We start from the raw sequence: 16,420 nt of genomic DNA on the forward strand, positions 1-16,420 counted from the left end.
AATACTGTCTGGTCTATACCGTGGTGGCGCTAGGTTACGTGGTACCTCGTTGTGCTCTGCGGGTTTCGCATTGCGTCGCTGCGATGATGCTCACCGTGTAGCGCCTTGTTAATATACCCCTCCGCGGTGGTGTTTGGGTCACAAAAGCGCCCGCACCCCAGGATAGTTTAGTGGAGTAATTCACATTTAAGAATACTCTAATCCGCATTTTTTCGGCAGATTTAGCGGCGGGTTTAGGCTCTGAGCCGACCCGACAGTTCCCGCCCGGGTCGGTGACAGAGGCGATGAAGCCCTAAATATAGCGAGCGCGCAGGGCGTAGTAGTCGCGTCGGGCGGCTTTAATTTCTTTCTCAAAGCGCTTCGGGTCGGGCACATAGGTTAGGCGGTGATGCACCCCGCGGCAGACCACATACACCGAACCGTAGCCCAGCCAGGCACCCGGGCCGCGCTGTTTTGCCCAACGCTCCCCCATGGAATCCAGGTAGAGGGATTCGTCTCCGCTGCGGGTCATCACGCCGCGGCGCACCACGAGCCGGTGTGTGGTCAGCAGGTAGTAAGTGGTTGCCCAACGCCAAGCGGTACGCACGGCACCGACCAGGGTACCTACCGCGCAGAGCATGCCGAGAGTCCACAGAATCGGTGAGGACCGTGCCGTGGAGGCGAAGGTTGAGGCGGCAATAGCAACCAGCAGGTAGGCAAGCGTGGGCAGCAGGGCACCGTAGTGCTGGCGGGTCGCAATGATGACATGCTCACCGGGGTTGAGTTTTCCGCGCAAACGCATGGTGTTCCTTAGCTGTGCTGGTTGGTGTGTTCCGGCTGGGGTCGCCGGTTGAGGTGGTGCGGGTTCGTTGAATGCAGCCGTGCCGGACTGAATTTTTAGGGGTTGGTTCTAGTGTGCCTGCTGAAAATCTCCGTAGCTACCGTTGGCGGGGCGAAGGTGCTCAATATCGCCCACCGCGTAGGGTTCTAGCGTGCCATCCTCGCGGCGAATGAGGATGCGCCCCTGCGCGTCGAGGTCTTCGGCAACGCCTTCTACGGTGCTTCCGTCGGGTAGGCTCATGCGCACGCTGGCGCCGAGGGTGGCGGTGGCGTCGCGCGCCTGATCGAGCAGGCTGAGGCTCTCCGGGTTGAGCGGGTCGGGGCGTTCCGGGTCGCCACCGGCGCGCACGAAGGCGCGGTAGCGTCGAGCGAAGATGCTCAGTAGTCGGGTGAGCACCTCGGAGGAGTCGACCGCGGCACCGGTGCACAGGCTCAGGCTGGTGGCGGTGGGTACGGGCAGCTGTTCGGCGGACATATTCGTGTTCTGACCGATGCCCACGATGATGCTGCGCTGCCCCTCGGTGGAGCCGCTTTCGGGTACAAGCTGGGCGAGGATTCCGCATCCCTTAGCACCCTGCGCGATGACGTCGTTGGGCCATTTGAGGGCCGCATCCACGCCGTAGCTGCGCCAAATATCAACCACGCTGAGCCCGGCGATGAGGGTCAGCCAGTGGTAACTGTCTTCGGGGAGCTCTCGGGTCAGCGGGTCGGTGGAGACGTGCGGGCGCACCACAATGCTCGCGGCAAGGCACGCCCCGGGAGGCGCGGTCCAGGCTCGGGCGAGGCGGCCGCGTCCGGCGCTTTGGTAGAGGCTGGCGTAGACGGAGAGCTCGCCGAGCTGTTCGCGTTCGGGGTCGGTGCCGCCCATGAGTAGCTCGCGGGCGCGGGTGGTGGTGGAGTCCACTTCGTCGTAGAGGTTCACGCTGGAGTAGCCCGCATCCAGCGCCACGGTGCGGATGCGCGGCGCATCCAAAACCGAATGATCACTCTGGGTGTTCATATTCTTCTCCATAGCCTGCACCTTTCTATCCTGTCCGAAACTACTCTGCACTATGGCCGCTCGTCACCGAAACCTGCGGATTTCAGTCGAGCCACGTTGATTTCTCACCATATCAATTTCTTGCCGCCGGTGATGCCCACCCGGCACCCGAGACGGTACATTAGACAATGAGGGTGCATCAAGCACCGACCGGCTGCGGAGGTTCCTCCGCCCTGCTCGAAAGAAGACCGTTATGGCTTATTACGCAATTACTTACGTTTACGCAGCTCCCGAGGAGCAGGCGAAGTACCGCCCGGCTCACCGCGAGTACCTTGGTTCGCAGATTGAGGCGGGCAACCTGATCGTGTCCGGTCCCCTGCTGGATGGCGAGACCCCCACTGGCGCCCTGCTGATTGCAAAGGTTGACTCCGCTGAGGTTGCTGAGAAGATCGTGGCTAACGACCCGATGAACGTTGGCGGCGCGGTTCTGTCCCACACCGTGACCGAGTGGAACCCGGTTCTGGGCACCATCTAAGCGTCATTTCACGTTGAAAGCTTGAACAAAACCCCCTTTTCGCCGGCATGGCTTGCCGAGACGGAAGGGGGTTTTCTGTGCTCTTTTGAGCGGTTCTTTCGCGCTTTTCGTTCACTGTATGCACCTTCTTGGGTGCTGGGTGCATAAAAGTGTATCTAGTGTTGATATTCTGGCTTCTCGCCTGGCATGTGTGCCCTAGTTCGCACTATAGTTGAGGGATATGCACATTGTTCAAGAGTGCTCTTCAGGGCCTTCTGAACAACCATCACCGCAACCACTGGCTCCCGACAATCGGGTGGAGCAGGAACGAGGAATAATGTCCGAGAACCTCCAGCAGGAATTTGATTTGAGCACCACCGCCGGTAAGCTCGCTGATTTTTATGCACGTCGAGAGCGCAGCTTCGCGCCCAGCGGTGAGGCAGCTATCGAGAAGCAGCACGCACGCGGCAAGAACACCGCCCGCGAGCGCATCGAAATGCTTCTGGACGAGGGTTCTTTCGTTGAGTTTGATGCCCTCGCCCGCCACCGCACCACCGCGTTCGGTATGGAGGCGAAGAAGCCTCTGGGTGACGGCCTGGTGTCCGGTTACGGCACCGTGGATGGCCGTCTGGTCGCCGTGTACTCGCAGGATTTTACCGTGTACGGTGGCTCCCTCTCGCAGGTGAACGGCGAGAAGATCGTGAAGGTGCAGAAGTTCGCGCTGAAGAACGGCTGCCCGGTCATCGGCATTAACGACGGTGGTGGCGCCCGTATTCAGGAGGGCGTGGCTTCCCTGGCGATGTTTGCCGATATTTTCCGCATGAACGTGCGCGCATCCGGTGTGGTTCCGCAGATTTCGGTCATTATGGGCCCCTGCGCTGGCGGTGCCGCGTACTCCCCCGCTCTGACTGACTACATCATCATGGTGGATAAGACCTCGCACATGTTCATTACCGGCCCGGACGTCATTAAGACCGTGACCGGCGAGGACGTGGACATGGAGACCCTCGGTGGCGCGCGTCAGCACAACTCTGTGACCGGCACCAGCACCTACCTGGCTGAGGATGAGGAAGACGCGTTCGACTTTGTGCGTGAGCTTCTGGAGTTCCTGCCCTCGAACAACCTTGCTGAGCCCCTGCCCCTGGAGCACGACCAGGAGCCCGTGGTGACCGTGGACGATCTGGATCTGGACACCCTGATTCCGGATTCGGCGAACCAGCCTTATGACATGCGCGCGGTCATTGAGTCCGTGGTGGATGACGGTCACTTCCTGGAGATGCAGGCGCTGTACGCCCCGAACGTGATGATTGGTTACGCCCGCGTCGAGGGCCGCACGGTCGGTATTGTGGCGAACCAGCCGATGCAGTTCGCTGGTTGCCTGGACATTTCGGCATCCGAGAAGGCCGCCCGCTTCGTGCGCAATTGCGATGCGTTCAACATTCCGATTCTGACTTTTGTGGATGTTCCCGGCTTCCTGCCCGGCACCGATCAGGAGTTCAACGGCATTATTCGCCGCGGCGCTAAGCTGCTTTACGCTTACGCGGAGGCGACCGTTCCACTGGTCACCGTCATTACCCGCAAGGCGTACGGTGGCGCGTACATTGTGATGGGTTCGAAGAAGCTGGGCGCCGACATTAACCTGGCGTGGCCCACCGCGCAGATTGGCGTGATGGGTGCGCAGGGTGCGGTGAACATTCTGTACCGTCGCGAGCTGGCTGCGCTGGCGGCTGAGGGCGGCGACGTTGAGGCTCGCCGCGCTGAGCTGATTGCCAAGTACGAGGAAGAGCTGCTGAACCCGTACCAGGCTGCTGAGCTGGGCTACATTGACGAGGTCATCGCCCCGAGCGAGACTCGCGTGCGCATCATTTCTTCGCTGCGCGCCCTGCACGATAAGCGTGCGGCTACCCCGGCGAAGAAGCACGGTAACATCCCGCTGTAGGCTTCCGTTGTGCCCGCACCGTTTGTGGTGCGGGCCTTCGCATGATTTTAGGTTTCTAAGGAGGCGTGCCTTTGGCAGGCTACAATCCGCTGAGTTATTTCTCGTTCGGTAAGAAGAAGGATAGTTCGGAGTCCGCTGAGGGTTCCGAGCAGCTTGAGCGTAGCTCCGCTCGTTCTTCTGCCCGTTCTTCTGCGCGCTCGGCTACCGCATCCAGCGCAACGAAGGAACCCGTTCAATCTTCGGTAGATACTGACGCTGAACAGGAGCCGCTGCTGAAGGTGGTCAAGGGCTCCCCCACTCCGGAGGAGATTGCCGCGCTGACCGCCGTTGTGGCGATGATGCAGGCGAGCGCCGCGAAGCAGGAGCAGAACTCGCTGGTGGGTGCGGCATCGCGTCTGCTGAACCGTCGCCAGCGTCTGGGTGCTTCGTTGCGTCCGGGTCCCGGTTCGTGGAGGCGTGCCCGCCCCATGTAGTGTGGGTGGTTCATCTGAATAGTAAATTCCCGTTGCACCGGCTGGTGCGGCGGGAATTTATTGTTTTGCCTCAAATTCAAGATTTATATTGCGTTATTCAACATCTAATGCGCTGATTCTTTCGGTTTTGTCATATTAGAAACGATAAAGTCATGATGATACGTACTGATGCTACGATGTATATACCATCACATTAGTGTTAATAAATTGGCAGGGACCATGGCAAAGATGCTGAATAAAAACCATAGGCCCCCACCGGATGTCTATATCGCGCTTCTGTTGCCGACGCTACGGCGCTTGTCGAAGACTGTACCTCGCACCGCAGCCTATGTTAGTGAGCAGTTGCGGCAGCAGACTAAGGCGTTGGGGTCGAAGAAGAACCTTCCTGATCTTGAGTCCACCGATTTTGCGGTGGCTGTACGTACCACCTTGAAAATCTTGGTGGCGCTTCGCTATGCCCAGTTGATGCCTCGTCTGACCCCGTGGGAGAAGAGGAAGTATCTGCTCACTCCCCTGGGCGCCGAGCTGACCTGCACCCCGCATCTGCACGGTTCGGTGCCGCCGCGTGTAGTGAAGCAGGTGCAGGCTCTGTGTGCTCAGAGTTTGACGGCGAGGACGACGAAGAAGCTCAAGAAGCAGGCGAATGCACTCCTGGCGACTGCGGAGGCGGAGCATCGTCTCATTTTTGGTGCTTCTGATGGTGATGCAATCACCGGTATGGAGCCGTTCCTCCCTGCTACCGATACCGGGGAAACCACCTCCGCCCATAAGGCAACCGGTGCGGAGCATCTTGCACATGCGTTGAATTCTGCGGGTACTGCCGAGACCTGGCCCGTGGGTCAGTCTCCTATGGATATTATTTTGCGTGCCAGCGATTCACCGGTTATTCATGCTCAGGCGGAATTTGCTGAGCACTTTACGCAGGATTTAATTCAGCATATTCACGCGGTGACTCCGGAATATTTTGAGCAGATTGTTGCCGATATTTTTACGGCTCTTGGTTTTAGTACCGAGGTAACCGGCGGTGCCGACGATAAGGGTGTGGATGTGATTGCCCGCTACTCTGACGGCCTGGATTTCGCGCCGATTTATATTCAGGTGAAGCACTATTGCGGAACCATGAAGGTCACTCCTAACGAGATTCAGAAGCTTGCCGGTGCGGTGCTTCTGCACGGCGGTTTGCAGGGTGTTTTGGTGACTTGCGGTGCTTTTGCGCAGCCGGTGCCTGAGTATTTGCAGGGTTTGCCGGGGGCACGCAATATTGCTCTGGTTGATCAGCATCAGCTGGTGGAGCTGATGATTCGTCACCGTGTGGGCGTGCTTGATGGTGAGGGCGAGTGCGGTTATCGCATTGACGAGGAGTATTTTGCCCGCGGCATGGAGTAGCCGGGGGTATTTTGGGGTGAGCGTTTCACTCTGAACGTCTCTGCTCTTTGCACATTCCCACGTTATTTCACTAAATGTATTTTCACTTTTCCATGAGGATATTTTTCATATATCGGCTGGTTTTAGAAATCTAGGTTATTTCTCGAACCAGCCGATACAATGAGAAGGTAGTGCGTTATATATTCTTCGCATTATTTCACGAAGTGTATATACCCGTGACGGTCTAGACACTTCACCCCAATTTATAGCGTTCTTTCTGAGTGCGCGTCATAGAAGACGGTGCGTAAGCGGGACGGGTTGAGAAAAAACTACCTACCTTGCTTCTCTTCACAGCGGGATTTCAAAGTGCCGGCCCAAAAATAAAGATGGTGCCGCTCACTTTCGTGATTATTTTCCCGCTCAAATGACTGCACTTCATGAAGAACGCCTGCACGATAAATAACACTAGATAAGGAGCCCGGCGTGGCTTTTGTGAATAAAACAATGCTCCATATCGATCATTCCGAATTGCACTCTTTGCAGCAGGAAACCTCGTGGGAGGCTCTACCCGAGGAAGCACGCACTCTCAGCGTTGCGGCGGCTTTCTCTCTGCTCCGCCATTTTGAGCGCGCGCAGGATCGTGGCGAGAAGGTTTTCTTCCCCGATATGTACACCCCGGTTGGCGTAGACCTGGGTTTCAATATGACTCAGCGTTTCATCGCTGTGGGTGACAATGTCCTCTTCCGTGAGGCGCTTAATAAGCTGATTGCGGCGCTGGTCAACGCTGATTATCTTGAGGTGTCCCTCAGCCAGCTGCATCCGGGCAATCTGCACTACACTCTGAGCGAGGCTGGCCGCGAGCTGTTGGGTACCCCGAAGGAGCAACAGGCTCAGGCTCTCTTGCCGGTTCTGCCCCTCCTCAGCGGCGTGTACCTCTACTACTTGAAGCAGTTCTACCCGGTTCTGCTCTCGCACATTACGGTGCGTGAGCTTCTGCCCATCGTCCTGAGCGTTACCCCGTCCTACCCCGCGGCGGCTCCCGTGAAGATTCGTGAGCTGGTGCTGCGCGAGTGCGGTTTCGTGCAGGGTTGGTACGGTCTGTCGTACCTGGAGCAGCGCATTGTTGAGCCGGTGATTGCTCAGGCATTGAGCCTGCTGACCCGTGAGGGCTACCTGCGCACCAAGACCATTCACGAGCACACGGATTCGCCGCTGACTCTGTACTCGCTGTCCCCGTCTGCGAAGGAGCTGGTGGCTCGTCATGAGGAGACCGGCGTGCCGGCGAGCGAGCTGAGCTCCGTGCTGGCGTTGGTGAAGGATGAGGGCACCTCGATTACCGCTGAGGATATTGCCGCAACCGACGCTCTGCTGACCCACATGGGCGTGCTTCTGCTCGATACTCTCAACGACCACGGCGCCGATGTGGAGCTGAGCCTTCCGAGCCTGGAGCAGGTCTTTGACCGCGACGAGCGTATTCAGCAGGCGTCCTCGAACCCCTATTTTGTGCAGATTGACGCGCAGGATTACATCTACGATGTGCTGACCGCGCACCACTACCTGTCCGAGCGTGAGACCGTCTACTCGCTGGGTTCCGCGTTTGCGCCCACCCTGGCGCAGATGGCTGAGCCGAGCGTTCAGAAGCTGGTGGCTTCGGCTCTGCTGGATCCTGCCGCTGTGGATGCTCTGCCGTACCCGCATCAGCTGCTGTACCCGATTCTGAAGCTCGTGGAGGAGAACCCGCGCATCTCCTACTACGACATTTACGATGAGCTGAAGATCGCCCTGGACATCCCGTACCTGCAGGGTGAGGTCGCGCCGCACCGCTACAAGCTGACCCCGCGTCTACGTAACCGCTATTCGGTGGCGATGCACGTGCTGAAGGGCGAGCGCTACCTGAACGCTCTGCGTGAGGGTACCGGTCGTACTTCCCGCAAGAACCCGGAGCGTTACGAGCTGAGCGAGGCGGGTAAGGAACTGCTCAAGCGTTTCCCGGAGGGCGCTCCGGAGGCGGTGACCGCCCGCATGGCGCCGCTGCCGCCCCAATCGCTCAAGCACAAGCTGCCTCAGGATATTGCCGCTGAACTGCAGGCTCGTGAGGAGGCTCTTCAGGCTGCCAAGGAGGCGCGTGCCGCGGAGCGTCAGGCTCGTCTGGCGGCCCGTGAGGGTCGTGAGCCGTTGGCTCCGGTACCGGGTGCTTCTCCGGCGCTGTTGGCGCGTCCGGCTGGTTCGCCGGTGGCGGCTGCTACGCAGGCTCCCGCTGAGGTTCCGGCGGCTGCGCCGGTTGTTTCCGCGGCTCCGGTTGTTGAGCCGGCTGCGCCCGCTGTTTCTGCACCCGTTGTGGCTCCCGTTCAGCCGGTTGTTTCCGCTCCTGCTGTTTCTGCTGCTGAGCCCTCGACCGCGCTGCAGGTTGCTGCCGCTCAGGTGCGTGAGGCTCTGAAGCGTTACCGTCAGGTCTTCCGCCGCGAGGCTCTGGCACCCGCCCTGGCGCAGGTGTCTGAAGAGCGTTTCCGCAGCATTGGTTTCGACCTGTTCCTGATGCGCGGCTACACCGTGGAGGCTCTGGAGGCTCGGGGTGTGGACGGCGTGGCTACCCCCGCCACCGGCGAAAAAGAGCGAGCGTTCTACGTTCGTACTCTGCGTCCGGCATCTAACGGCGTACTGTCCGCCGGCGTTCAGCCGCAGGACATTACCGCGTTCTTCCTGGCGATTCACGCCCGCGGCGGCCAGCTCGGCACCTTCATTACGAACGCCCCGTTCAGCGATGAGGCGTACGACGAGTTCATCCGCTGCTCGACCAAGTACCCGAACATTCTGGTGGACTTGGTGTCAGGTGATGAGCTGCAGGACCGCCTCATTGCGCACCGCCTCGGCGTGGTCGAGGGTGCGAACGGTCTGCTGGAGCTGAACGGCGAATACTTCGCCGGCTAGCCTCCCCTGCTAGTAGCTTGTAGCCCATCTTGGGCACGCCCCGGTTTTCTCTTTCCTGCACGTTCGGAGGGAGAAAGCCGGGGCGTTTTCGCGCATCCGCCCCTGGGAGTTGTCCACAGGTGTGCCCTTTTTGTCGCATTCGGTGCTTCTCAGCCCGTAATATTGCCGGTTTAAGCGAGCTAAATCACCGAAAATCGTGGTTGAAGGCACACCCCTGCGTTAGGATATGAACATGAGCACTTACCAGGAACTTCCCAGCATCTACCGATTGAAGCGCTCGCTGACCGACGTCGATCAGATTGCTAACGAATACTTTGAAAAGGTCCTCGACCTGAACCCCGTCCATGCAACCGAGCTTGGTCGTAAGGGCGTAGAGACCCTGTACCCCGATTACTCGCCCGCCGGCGAGAAGGCTTTCGCGCGCCTTGCGAAGAAGACCCTCAAGAAGGTTGATAACGTCCTGCCTATTGATGACGTTGACCTGGTCACCCTGGATGCTCTGCAGGAGCGTCTGAGCCTGTACCGCAAGCAGCACAAGGCTGGTTTTGGCGGCTGGCAGCTGAACAATATTGCGTCCGTACCGCAGGAAGTGCGTTCGGTCTTCGACCTGATGAAGCGCAACACCCAGCAGGATTGGGAGCATATTGTCGGTCGTATGCACCGCGTCACCGAGGCTCTGGAGGGCTACATCCAGACCCTCGAGGCGGCTCGTGAAGAGGGCAAGGTCGCCCCGCGCCGCCAGGTGGATATTGTCATTGAGCAGACCGCCGCGTACTACGCTCCGGGTGGTTTCTTTGACGATTTGGCGGCTGAGGTCGCCGAGGCTGTCCCCGCCCTGAAGGACGAGGCTGCCGCAGGTGCCGAGGCTGCGAAGGAAGGCTACCGCCGCCTCAACAGCTACCTGGTGGAGAAGCTGCAGCCGGTCGCGCCTTCCCGCGATGCTGTGGGCCGTAAGGCGTACAGCCTGCACTCCCGTTCGTTCCTGGGCACCACCATTGACCTGGACGAAACCTACGCTTGGGGCGTGAAGGAGCTGGAGAGCATTATCGCTCGTCAGCGTGAGGTTGCCGAGGAGATTGAGCCGGGCGCAAGCATTGAGCGCGCGAAGCAGCTGCTCGATGAGGACCCGGCACGTCAGCTGCACGGCACCGATGAGCTGAAGGCGTGGATGCAGAAGCTCGCTGACGCCGCTGTGGAGAACCTGGCGGGTAGCCACTTCGAGATTGGCGGCCCCATGCGCCGTATTGAGTGTTGCATTGCGCCGACGAACGAGGGCGGTATTTACTACACCGGCCCCTCCCCTGATTTCTCGCGTCCGGGCCGCATGTGGTGGTCGGTTCCCGAGGGTGAGAATACGTTCACTACCTGGCGTGAAACCTCCACCGTGTACCACGAGGGCGTTCCGGGCCACCACCTGCAGATTGCGATTGCTACGGCTCTGCAGGGCACCATGAACTCCTGGCGCACGAACATGCTGTGGGTGTCCGGTCACGGTGAGGGCTGGGCACTGTATGCCGAGCGCCTCATGGAGGAGCTGGGCTACCTGAAGGATCCGGGTGACCGCATGGGCATGCTGAATGCTCAGCGTATGCGCGCCGCCCGCGTGGTCTTCGATATTGGTGTTCACTGCGAGATGCCGATTCCCGATGAGTGGGCTGAGCAGCTGGGCGTTGAGCCGGGCACCATCTGGACTTCTGAGCTGGGTTACGAGTTCTTGAAGCTGAACCTGGACGAGTCCGAGGGCCACCTGCGTTTCGAGTTCCTGCGTTACCTGGGTTGGCCGGGTCAGGCACCGAGCTACAAGATTGGCGAGCGCCTCTGGCTGGAGCTGCGTGATCAGGCTGTGCGCCGCGGCGATGACATGCGTGCATTCCACACCCGTGCGCTTCTGCTCGGTTCGGTGGGTCTGGACACTCTGCGCCGCGCCCTGACCGATGAGATGATGCTTCCTCTGGATACTGAGGATGACGACGATGAGGACGACGAGTAGCCTCTAGTCTGCTCGCTCCTCGCCGCTTCTGGAGTGTCTCCGGGCGAGGCTCTATAGATGAAGCCCCCGCTTCAGCTGTTGCTGAGGCGGGGGCTTCGTCTTTTCATGCAAGGTTTATCTATCGGGATTCCGGGCTATCCGAAGTTTGCGGTGCCGGGGTCCGTGGTGCCGAAGCCCATACCGGTGGAGTCGTTCAGGTCCACCAGGTGCGGGGCGAAGCGGCACCAGTAGTCGGTGAGTGCGCCGTTGGACTCGCGGATGCCCATGCCTACGGTGCGTCCGTCGACCACCCACACGCCGAGGATGGGGTGGCTGACCGGGTTGATGATGCCTTCGTAGCGCGGTGCCGGAATGTACTCCTGGTAGATGAATTCGCTTTCGGGGGCGTTGGCGAAGAAATCGTCGTCTTCGGGTTTGATGAAGACGTCGTAGTCAGGGGCGTAGATTTCTACGCCGTCGCCTTCGCGTCCGAAAAGGGGCTTGCGAACCCAGTTGCGCATGCCGCCGCGGTGGCCGGCGTAGGTGGGGACCAGGTTCGGGTGGCCGGGGTATTTGTCCCAGAGCGCGGCGAGCAGCAGCTTATTGGAGAGGAACATCTTCCACGCCGGCTCAATCCAGCGGTCCATGGCGCCGTGGTAGGCGAAGAGGAGCTTGTCGTAGCCTGCTTCGCTGTCGGTGACGAGGTCTTCCCACGGGTAGAGCTTGAAGAGGTTGGTGATGCGCCGTCCCTGTGCGTCTTCCCAGCTCTTGGTGTCTTCGTTGAAGATGACTTCGTCAATGGGGATCATGTGGGTTTTGATGCCTGCCTGCTGTGCCGCGTAGGCGATGAGCCAGAGGTTGTTGTAGTCCTCGTTGGTCTCGTCAATCTCGGGGGGCACGTGCGCCAGGTGCAGTACGGGCTGCACGCCGGCGGTGATTTCGGGGGCGAAGATGTGGCGCCAACGGTTAGTGAAGGCTTCACCGATTTCACCCCAGTGGGCGTAGCCGCGGGTGTCGAGGCGCTGGTCTTTCGCCCAGGTTTTCTGGCTGACTGCCGCCTCCACAATGCCGGTGGGGGTGTCGGCGTTGTATTCGAGCAGCTTCATCGGGTCGCCAGGCACGCCCGAGTAGGTGAAGTCGAAGCGTCCGTAGAAGTCGGCGTCGCGGCGGTTCCAGGATTCTACGGCGAGGTTGAACGCCGCCTGGGGCAGGCCAAGGGTGCCGAACGCGCCGGAGGCGATGTACTCGACGGTCTCCAGGCACATGCGGTGCATTTCTTCCGCCTGGGCGCGCACAGAGTCCATTTCTTGCGGGCTGAAAATGTAGGCGGCGTATTCGTTCCAGTAGTGGTCGGTGTCGTGGGGGCCGTCCACGCTGTAGGTGAGGCCTTCCTCAATGATGACGTTCTCCCAGTCGGGTCGGCCGACGGGAAATTCTTCACGGCGCATGAGGGGCTAGGCTCCTTCGAAGTAGTGAATGGAAAGCGGTGTTGTTACATCACCGCGGGTGTGGTTGTTCTAGTGAGGAAAATGCGGGCGGGACCGTTCAGTCCCTGCCCGCATTCAGTGTGATGGCTGATGGCTTAGCCGCCGGAGCGGCCGCCACCGGACTTGGAGCCGCCACCGAAACCGCCCTTGCTGCCGGACTTCGAGGAAGAGCCAGACTTGGACGAAGAGCCAGACTTCGAGGACGAACCCGACTTGGAGCCGGACTTCGAGGTATTCGACTTGCTGTAGGAGCCGGTACTACCGCTATTGCTGGTGCCCTGCTTACCGCTAGAGACCGAGCCGGTGGTCTTGTTACGCACCGTGGAGGTCTTACCGGAGTTATTGGTGCTGGTCACCTTGCCGGAGGAGACGGTGGAGGACTTCTTCGCGGTGCGGTAGGAGTCCTCGAATCCGCCGCCCTTAGAGGAGACACCGCTGTAGACGGTGCCGTTGCTGGGGCGGGAGGTGGTGCCTCCGGACAGCTTGGATCCTACAGGAGGAATGTAGTGGGATCCGGAAGAGTTAGCGGCACTCTGGCGGCCCAGATAGTACCAGAGGAAAGCATTCGACGTATTGTGACTGGTGGTCGAACCAGATGAGCCCGAGGAACCAGACGAACCGGAAGAGCTGGAGGAGCCAGAGGAGTTAGAGGAACCCGAGGAATCACTGCTGGACGAGCCGTTGCTGGATGAGTCGGTCGGCTCCTGAACGCCTGCCTTCTCACATTCGCTATCTTCCACGCGCAGGCCGGTCTTCGCGTCCTGGCAGACGCGGGCGTACTCTTCGCCCTGCGACAGGAATGCGTTCTCTTCCTGGTGCATGGAGTTGTAGGCGAAGATGCCACCGCCAACCAGTAGCACGCCGGCACCCGCTACGGCAATCATCTTGGCGATGCCGGGGCGGGTCGCGCCCAGGTTTAGGGTCTGCTGGGCAGAGGTCTGTGCGGCGCGGGTAGCGAAATCTGCAACCGCTTCCATGCGGTTGCGAGGCTTCTTCGGGCCGTTGGGGGTGGTGGTTCCGCCGGGGTATTGGGGAGCAGAACTCATGCATCTCTCCTTGAGGGGTGGTGCGTGGCGTAACGCTCAACGCGTACATGAAGCTGAGTGGGTACAGCATCATCCGGCGACTTTCGCCGGACTATCGGTGTGATTCCAGCATATCAAGCCCTCGCTTTCGGATTATTAGCTGACGGCAAAATCTCAGTAAGCTTCGCCGCATGTTGCGCAGTTGTTTCCTTTCTGTTTGCTTTCGCGGTGATTCCCCCTTAAATATCTGCCTCTAGCTACCTCACGAACTGCCGTTACGCTCGCTTGCAGGCGGGCCTGCCGGAAGGTCACGATTCGTCACACATCCCCTACACTGCACCGGGTTGAAACACTTCTTCACACAAACTCGCGCGCGAGTGCACAAAAGTTTTAGAGTATGCCACATGTCTACACCGCATGCATCATCTCGTTCACGTCTGCCCAAGTGGGCTACTTCTTTCGGCAACCAAATCATTGCCTCCCTCATCCTGGGTATTGTTCTCGGCGCGCTCGCCCTCGCACTGGGCGGGGACGCGAAGAGCAACCCCAACTGGCTCATGGTGACCCTGGATACCATCGGTTCTTCCTACGTCACCCTGCTGAAGGCAGCCGTTGTTCCGCTGATTTTCACCGCCGTAGTCGCCTCCATCTCGAACCTGTCGCAGGTGACGAACGCGGCACGCCTGGCGGTTAACACGCTCATCTGGTTTGCGATTACCGCGTTCTTCGCTGTGCTCATCGGTATTGCGATGGGCCTGATTGTTCAGCCGGGCGTGGGCGCGCAGGTGCAGGGTAAGGCGTACACCGGTTCGACCGGTTCCTGGACCGCGTTTTTGACCGGTCTGATTCCGGTGAACTTCCTGGGTCTGGGCGTCAGCGCCAAGTCCGGTGATTCCGGCATCACCGCTTCTGCGTCCTTCAACGTGCTGCAGATTCTGGTTATTTCCGGTGCGGTCGGCATTGCCGCGCTGAAGGTCGGCGAGGCAGCTAAGCCCTTCATCGACGTGGTCAAGAGCGCTCTGGCGATTATCCAGAAGATCCTGTGGTGGATTATCCGCCTGGCACCACTGGGCACCGTGGGTCTGATTGCTAAGGCAGTGTTCGCGTACGGTTGGGCGTCGATGGGTTCGCTGGTCGCGTTCGTTATCGCCCTCTACATTGGCCTGCTGCTGGTCTTCCTCGTGGTCTACCCGATTATTGTGCGCGCGAACGGCCTGTCGGTCCGCCAGTACTTCTCGGGCGTGTGGCCGGCGCTCCAGCTGGGCTTCGTTTCCCGTTCCTCGATGGGTTCGATGCCGATGACCCAGACCGTTGCAGAACGCAACCTGGGCGTGCCCCGTGCGTACGCGTCCTTCGCGGTTCCGCTGGGTGCAACCACTAAGATGGACGGCTGCGCTTCGGTTTACCCGGCTCTTGCCGCAATCTTTGTGGCTCAGTTCTACGGTATTCAGCTGGACTTCACCCAGTACCTGCTGATTGTGATGGTGTCCGTGCTCGGCTCGGCAGCGACCGCCGGTACGACCGGCGCTATCGTGATGCTGACCCTGACCCTCTCCACTCTGGGTCTGCCGCTGGACGGTGTGGGTCTGCTCCTGGCGATTGACCCGATCGTTGACATGGGCCGTACCGCCCTGAACGTTGCCGGTCAAGCTCTGGTTCCCGCGATTGTGGCTCGCCGCGAGGGCATCCTGGATGAGGAGCTTTACAACGCTCCCCGTTCGGAGGGCGGCTTCGTGGCTCAGGAATTCTACGATGAGCGCATCGCCGGTGAGGCGCAGCGACTTCACGAGGTGGAGGACAACACCGTCGCGGCACGCCGCTAATCTGACGAATCTTGAAGCTACACGGCGCTAGGCGTACTGCTTAGCGCCGTGTAGCTTTCTTAATCTCGTGCCTCAGCATGGACGAAATACATTTGTCAAGCGTCATAAAAACGTCACGATTGATTCTTCTTTTCTTTAACGTTTGAGAAGAGTTATGATTTTGAACGGCGTGTTCCATCTCCTACGTGGTTGAGGGGGATGGGACACGCTCTTTTCATACCCCTTCACCTTCCCCTTTCCCCAGCTTCTCAGCGCCCTTCAATCTGCACCCGAGGGTAAGGGTCACTCGTGAGGCTCTAAAATAGAACCTATGAGTACCACACCGACCCGATTGATTCTTGCCTCCGCCTCCCCGGCACGCCGCAAGCTCCTGGAGGATTCCCGCATTGCTTTTACGGTGCGCGTCTCCTCCGTAGATGAGGACGCCGCGCTCGCCGCAGCCAACGAGCAGGCGCGAGCGCAGGGACGTGCGGGACTCACCCCGGCTGAAACCGCCTCCCTGCTGGCGCGGTTGAAGGCGCAGGCAGTTGCCGCGGAGCTTGCCGTCGAGGGTGTGCGCGATGCGCTGGTTCTGGGCTGCGATTCGGTCTTCGAGTTTGAGGGTGTCGCCTACGGCAAGCCCCACACTGCGGAGGCGGCACGCGAGCGCATCAGTGCGATGAGCGGCAACTACGGCGTGCTACATACCGGTCACGCGCTCGTGGATTTGCGCGGTCTTGAGCCGGGTGCCGAGCTGCCCGCAACTTCTGAGCTGCCTACCGTTTCCGAACTGCGCAGCGCCACCGTCCACTTTGATGAGCTCAGCCCCGAAGAAATCGAGGCGTACATTGCCACCGGCGAGCCGCTCTGGGTGGCGGGTTCCTTTACCCTGGATGGTTACGGTTCCGCGTTCATTCGCGGTATTGAGGGTGAGTTCCACACGGTGGTGGGTCTGTCCATCCACGCGCTACGCGATATGCTGCGCCGCCGCGAAGTAGCTGTGACCGATTTGTGGCTACCGCCCGAGGATGAGGACTAGAACCACGCCCACCGCATAAACCCACCGCATAAATCTGTCTCAAAGCGCGCCCTGAAATACACATTGTTGAACACCAATCGA

The 16,420-nt window shown here is 59.8% G+C and carries 12 protein-coding genes; 8 read left to right on the forward strand and 4 right to left on the reverse strand.

Translation table 11 applies throughout. The features are described from left to right. Positions 1-292: 292 nt before the first annotated feature. Positions 293-781, reverse strand: a complete 489-nt coding sequence (locus tag RWL87_RS02000) for a glucose ABC transporter permease (protein ID WP_313968722.1) — start codon at positions 779-781, stop codon at positions 293-295. 108 nt (positions 782-889) lie between these two features. Continuing rightward, entirely contained in the window at positions 890-1,819 is a 930-nt protein-coding gene (locus RWL87_RS02005; RefSeq protein WP_313968723.1) for a biotin--[acetyl-CoA-carboxylase] ligase, read from the reverse strand. 232 nt (positions 1,820-2,051) lie between these two features. Here RWL87_RS02005 and RWL87_RS02010 point away from each other — a divergent pair, with 232 nt between their 5' ends. The 6 genes from RWL87_RS02010 to RWL87_RS02035 all read left to right on the forward strand — a co-directional run bounded on the left by RWL87_RS02010 (position 2,052) and on the right by RWL87_RS02035 (position 11,007). Further along, on the forward strand, positions 2,052-2,333 hold the full coding sequence (locus RWL87_RS02010; RefSeq protein WP_313968724.1) for a YciI family protein: 282 nt from the start codon (positions 2,052-2,054) through the stop codon (positions 2,331-2,333). 316 nt (positions 2,334-2,649) lie between these two features. Beyond that, positions 2,650-4,251 carry an acyl-CoA carboxylase subunit beta gene (locus tag RWL87_RS02015; protein WP_313968725.1) on the forward strand — a complete coding sequence of 534 codons (1,602 nt, stop codon included), beginning with the start codon at positions 2,650-2,652 and terminating at the stop codon, positions 4,249-4,251. A gap of 71 nt (positions 4,252-4,322) precedes the next feature. Beyond that, the gene (locus RWL87_RS02020) at positions 4,323-4,724 is read left to right on the forward strand and encodes an acyl-CoA carboxylase subunit epsilon (protein WP_399534055.1); all 402 of its coding nucleotides are present in this window, start codon (positions 4,323-4,325) and stop codon (positions 4,722-4,724) included. A 297-nt stretch (positions 4,725-5,021) separates the two neighbouring features. Further along, on the forward strand, positions 5,022-6,110 hold the full coding sequence (locus tag RWL87_RS02025; RefSeq protein ID WP_313968727.1) for a restriction endonuclease: 1,089 nt from the start codon (positions 5,022-5,024) through the stop codon (positions 6,108-6,110). Between the two features lie 462 nt (positions 6,111-6,572). Beyond that, the gene (locus RWL87_RS02030; RefSeq protein ID WP_049355055.1) at positions 6,573-9,017 is read left to right on the forward strand and encodes a restriction endonuclease; all 2,445 of its coding nucleotides are present in this window, start codon (positions 6,573-6,575) and stop codon (positions 9,015-9,017) included. A 232-nt stretch (positions 9,018-9,249) separates the two neighbouring features. Further along, positions 9,250-11,007 (forward strand): DUF885 domain-containing protein, encoded by a 1,758-nt coding sequence (locus RWL87_RS02035; protein ID WP_313968728.1) that lies wholly within the window; start codon positions 9,250-9,252, stop codon positions 11,005-11,007. Between the two features lie 134 nt (positions 11,008-11,141). Here the strand turns inward: RWL87_RS02035 and RWL87_RS02040 are convergent, their stop codons facing one another. Both RWL87_RS02040 and RWL87_RS02045 read right to left on the reverse strand, forming a co-directional pair. Next, positions 11,142-12,434 (reverse strand): glutathionylspermidine synthase family protein, encoded by a 1,293-nt coding sequence (locus tag RWL87_RS02040; RefSeq protein ID WP_313968729.1) that lies wholly within the window; start codon positions 12,432-12,434, stop codon positions 11,142-11,144. A 134-nt stretch (positions 12,435-12,568) separates the two neighbouring features. Further along, the gene (locus RWL87_RS02045) at positions 12,569-13,519 is read right to left on the reverse strand and encodes a hypothetical protein (protein WP_313968730.1); all 951 of its coding nucleotides are present in this window, start codon (positions 13,517-13,519) and stop codon (positions 12,569-12,571) included. 383 nt (positions 13,520-13,902) lie between these two features. On the opposite strand from RWL87_RS02045, the gene RWL87_RS02050 reads away from it, so the two are divergent. Then, on the forward strand, positions 13,903-15,321 hold the full coding sequence (locus RWL87_RS02050) for a dicarboxylate/amino acid:cation symporter (protein ID WP_049341627.1): 1,419 nt from the start codon (positions 13,903-13,905) through the stop codon (positions 15,319-15,321). A 310-nt stretch (positions 15,322-15,631) separates the two neighbouring features. Further along, on the forward strand, positions 15,632-16,339 hold the full coding sequence (locus RWL87_RS02055; protein ID WP_313968731.1) for a nucleoside triphosphate pyrophosphatase: 708 nt from the start codon (positions 15,632-15,634) through the stop codon (positions 16,337-16,339). Positions 16,340-16,420: the final 81 nt, after the last annotated feature.

This window comes from uncultured Rothia sp. (assembly GCF_963555405.1).
In the GTDB taxonomy this organism is placed as follows: Bacteria; Actinomycetota; Actinomycetes; order Actinomycetales; family Micrococcaceae; genus Rothia.

What these genes read in the sequence shown, in the direction of transcription:
- RWL87_RS02035 (WP_313968728.1), top strand. Translation starts at nt 9,250, where the DNA reads ATGAGCACTTACCAGGAACTTCCCAGCATCTACCGATTGAAGCGCTCG.
- RWL87_RS02040 (WP_313968729.1), bottom strand. Translation starts at nt 12,434, where the DNA reads ATGCGCCGTGAAGAATTTCCCGTCGGCCGACCCGACTGGGAGAACGTC.
- RWL87_RS02005 (WP_313968723.1), bottom strand. Translation starts at nt 1,819, where the DNA reads ATGAACACCCAGAGTGATCATTCGGTTTTGGATGCGCCGCGCATCCGC.
- RWL87_RS02010 (WP_313968724.1), top strand. Translation starts at nt 2,052, where the DNA reads ATGGCTTATTACGCAATTACTTACGTTTACGCAGCTCCCGAGGAGCAG.
- RWL87_RS02050 (WP_049341627.1), top strand. Translation starts at nt 13,903, where the DNA reads ATGTCTACACCGCATGCATCATCTCGTTCACGTCTGCCCAAGTGGGCT.
- RWL87_RS02045 (WP_313968730.1), bottom strand. Translation starts at nt 13,519, where the DNA reads ATGAGTTCTGCTCCCCAATACCCCGGCGGAACCACCACCCCCAACGGC.
- RWL87_RS02015 (WP_313968725.1), top strand. Translation starts at nt 2,650, where the DNA reads ATGTCCGAGAACCTCCAGCAGGAATTTGATTTGAGCACCACCGCCGGT.
- RWL87_RS02000 (WP_313968722.1), bottom strand. Translation starts at nt 781, where the DNA reads ATGCGTTTGCGCGGAAAACTCAACCCCGGTGAGCATGTCATCATTGCG.
- RWL87_RS02055 (WP_313968731.1), top strand. Translation starts at nt 15,632, where the DNA reads ATGAGTACCACACCGACCCGATTGATTCTTGCCTCCGCCTCCCCGGCA.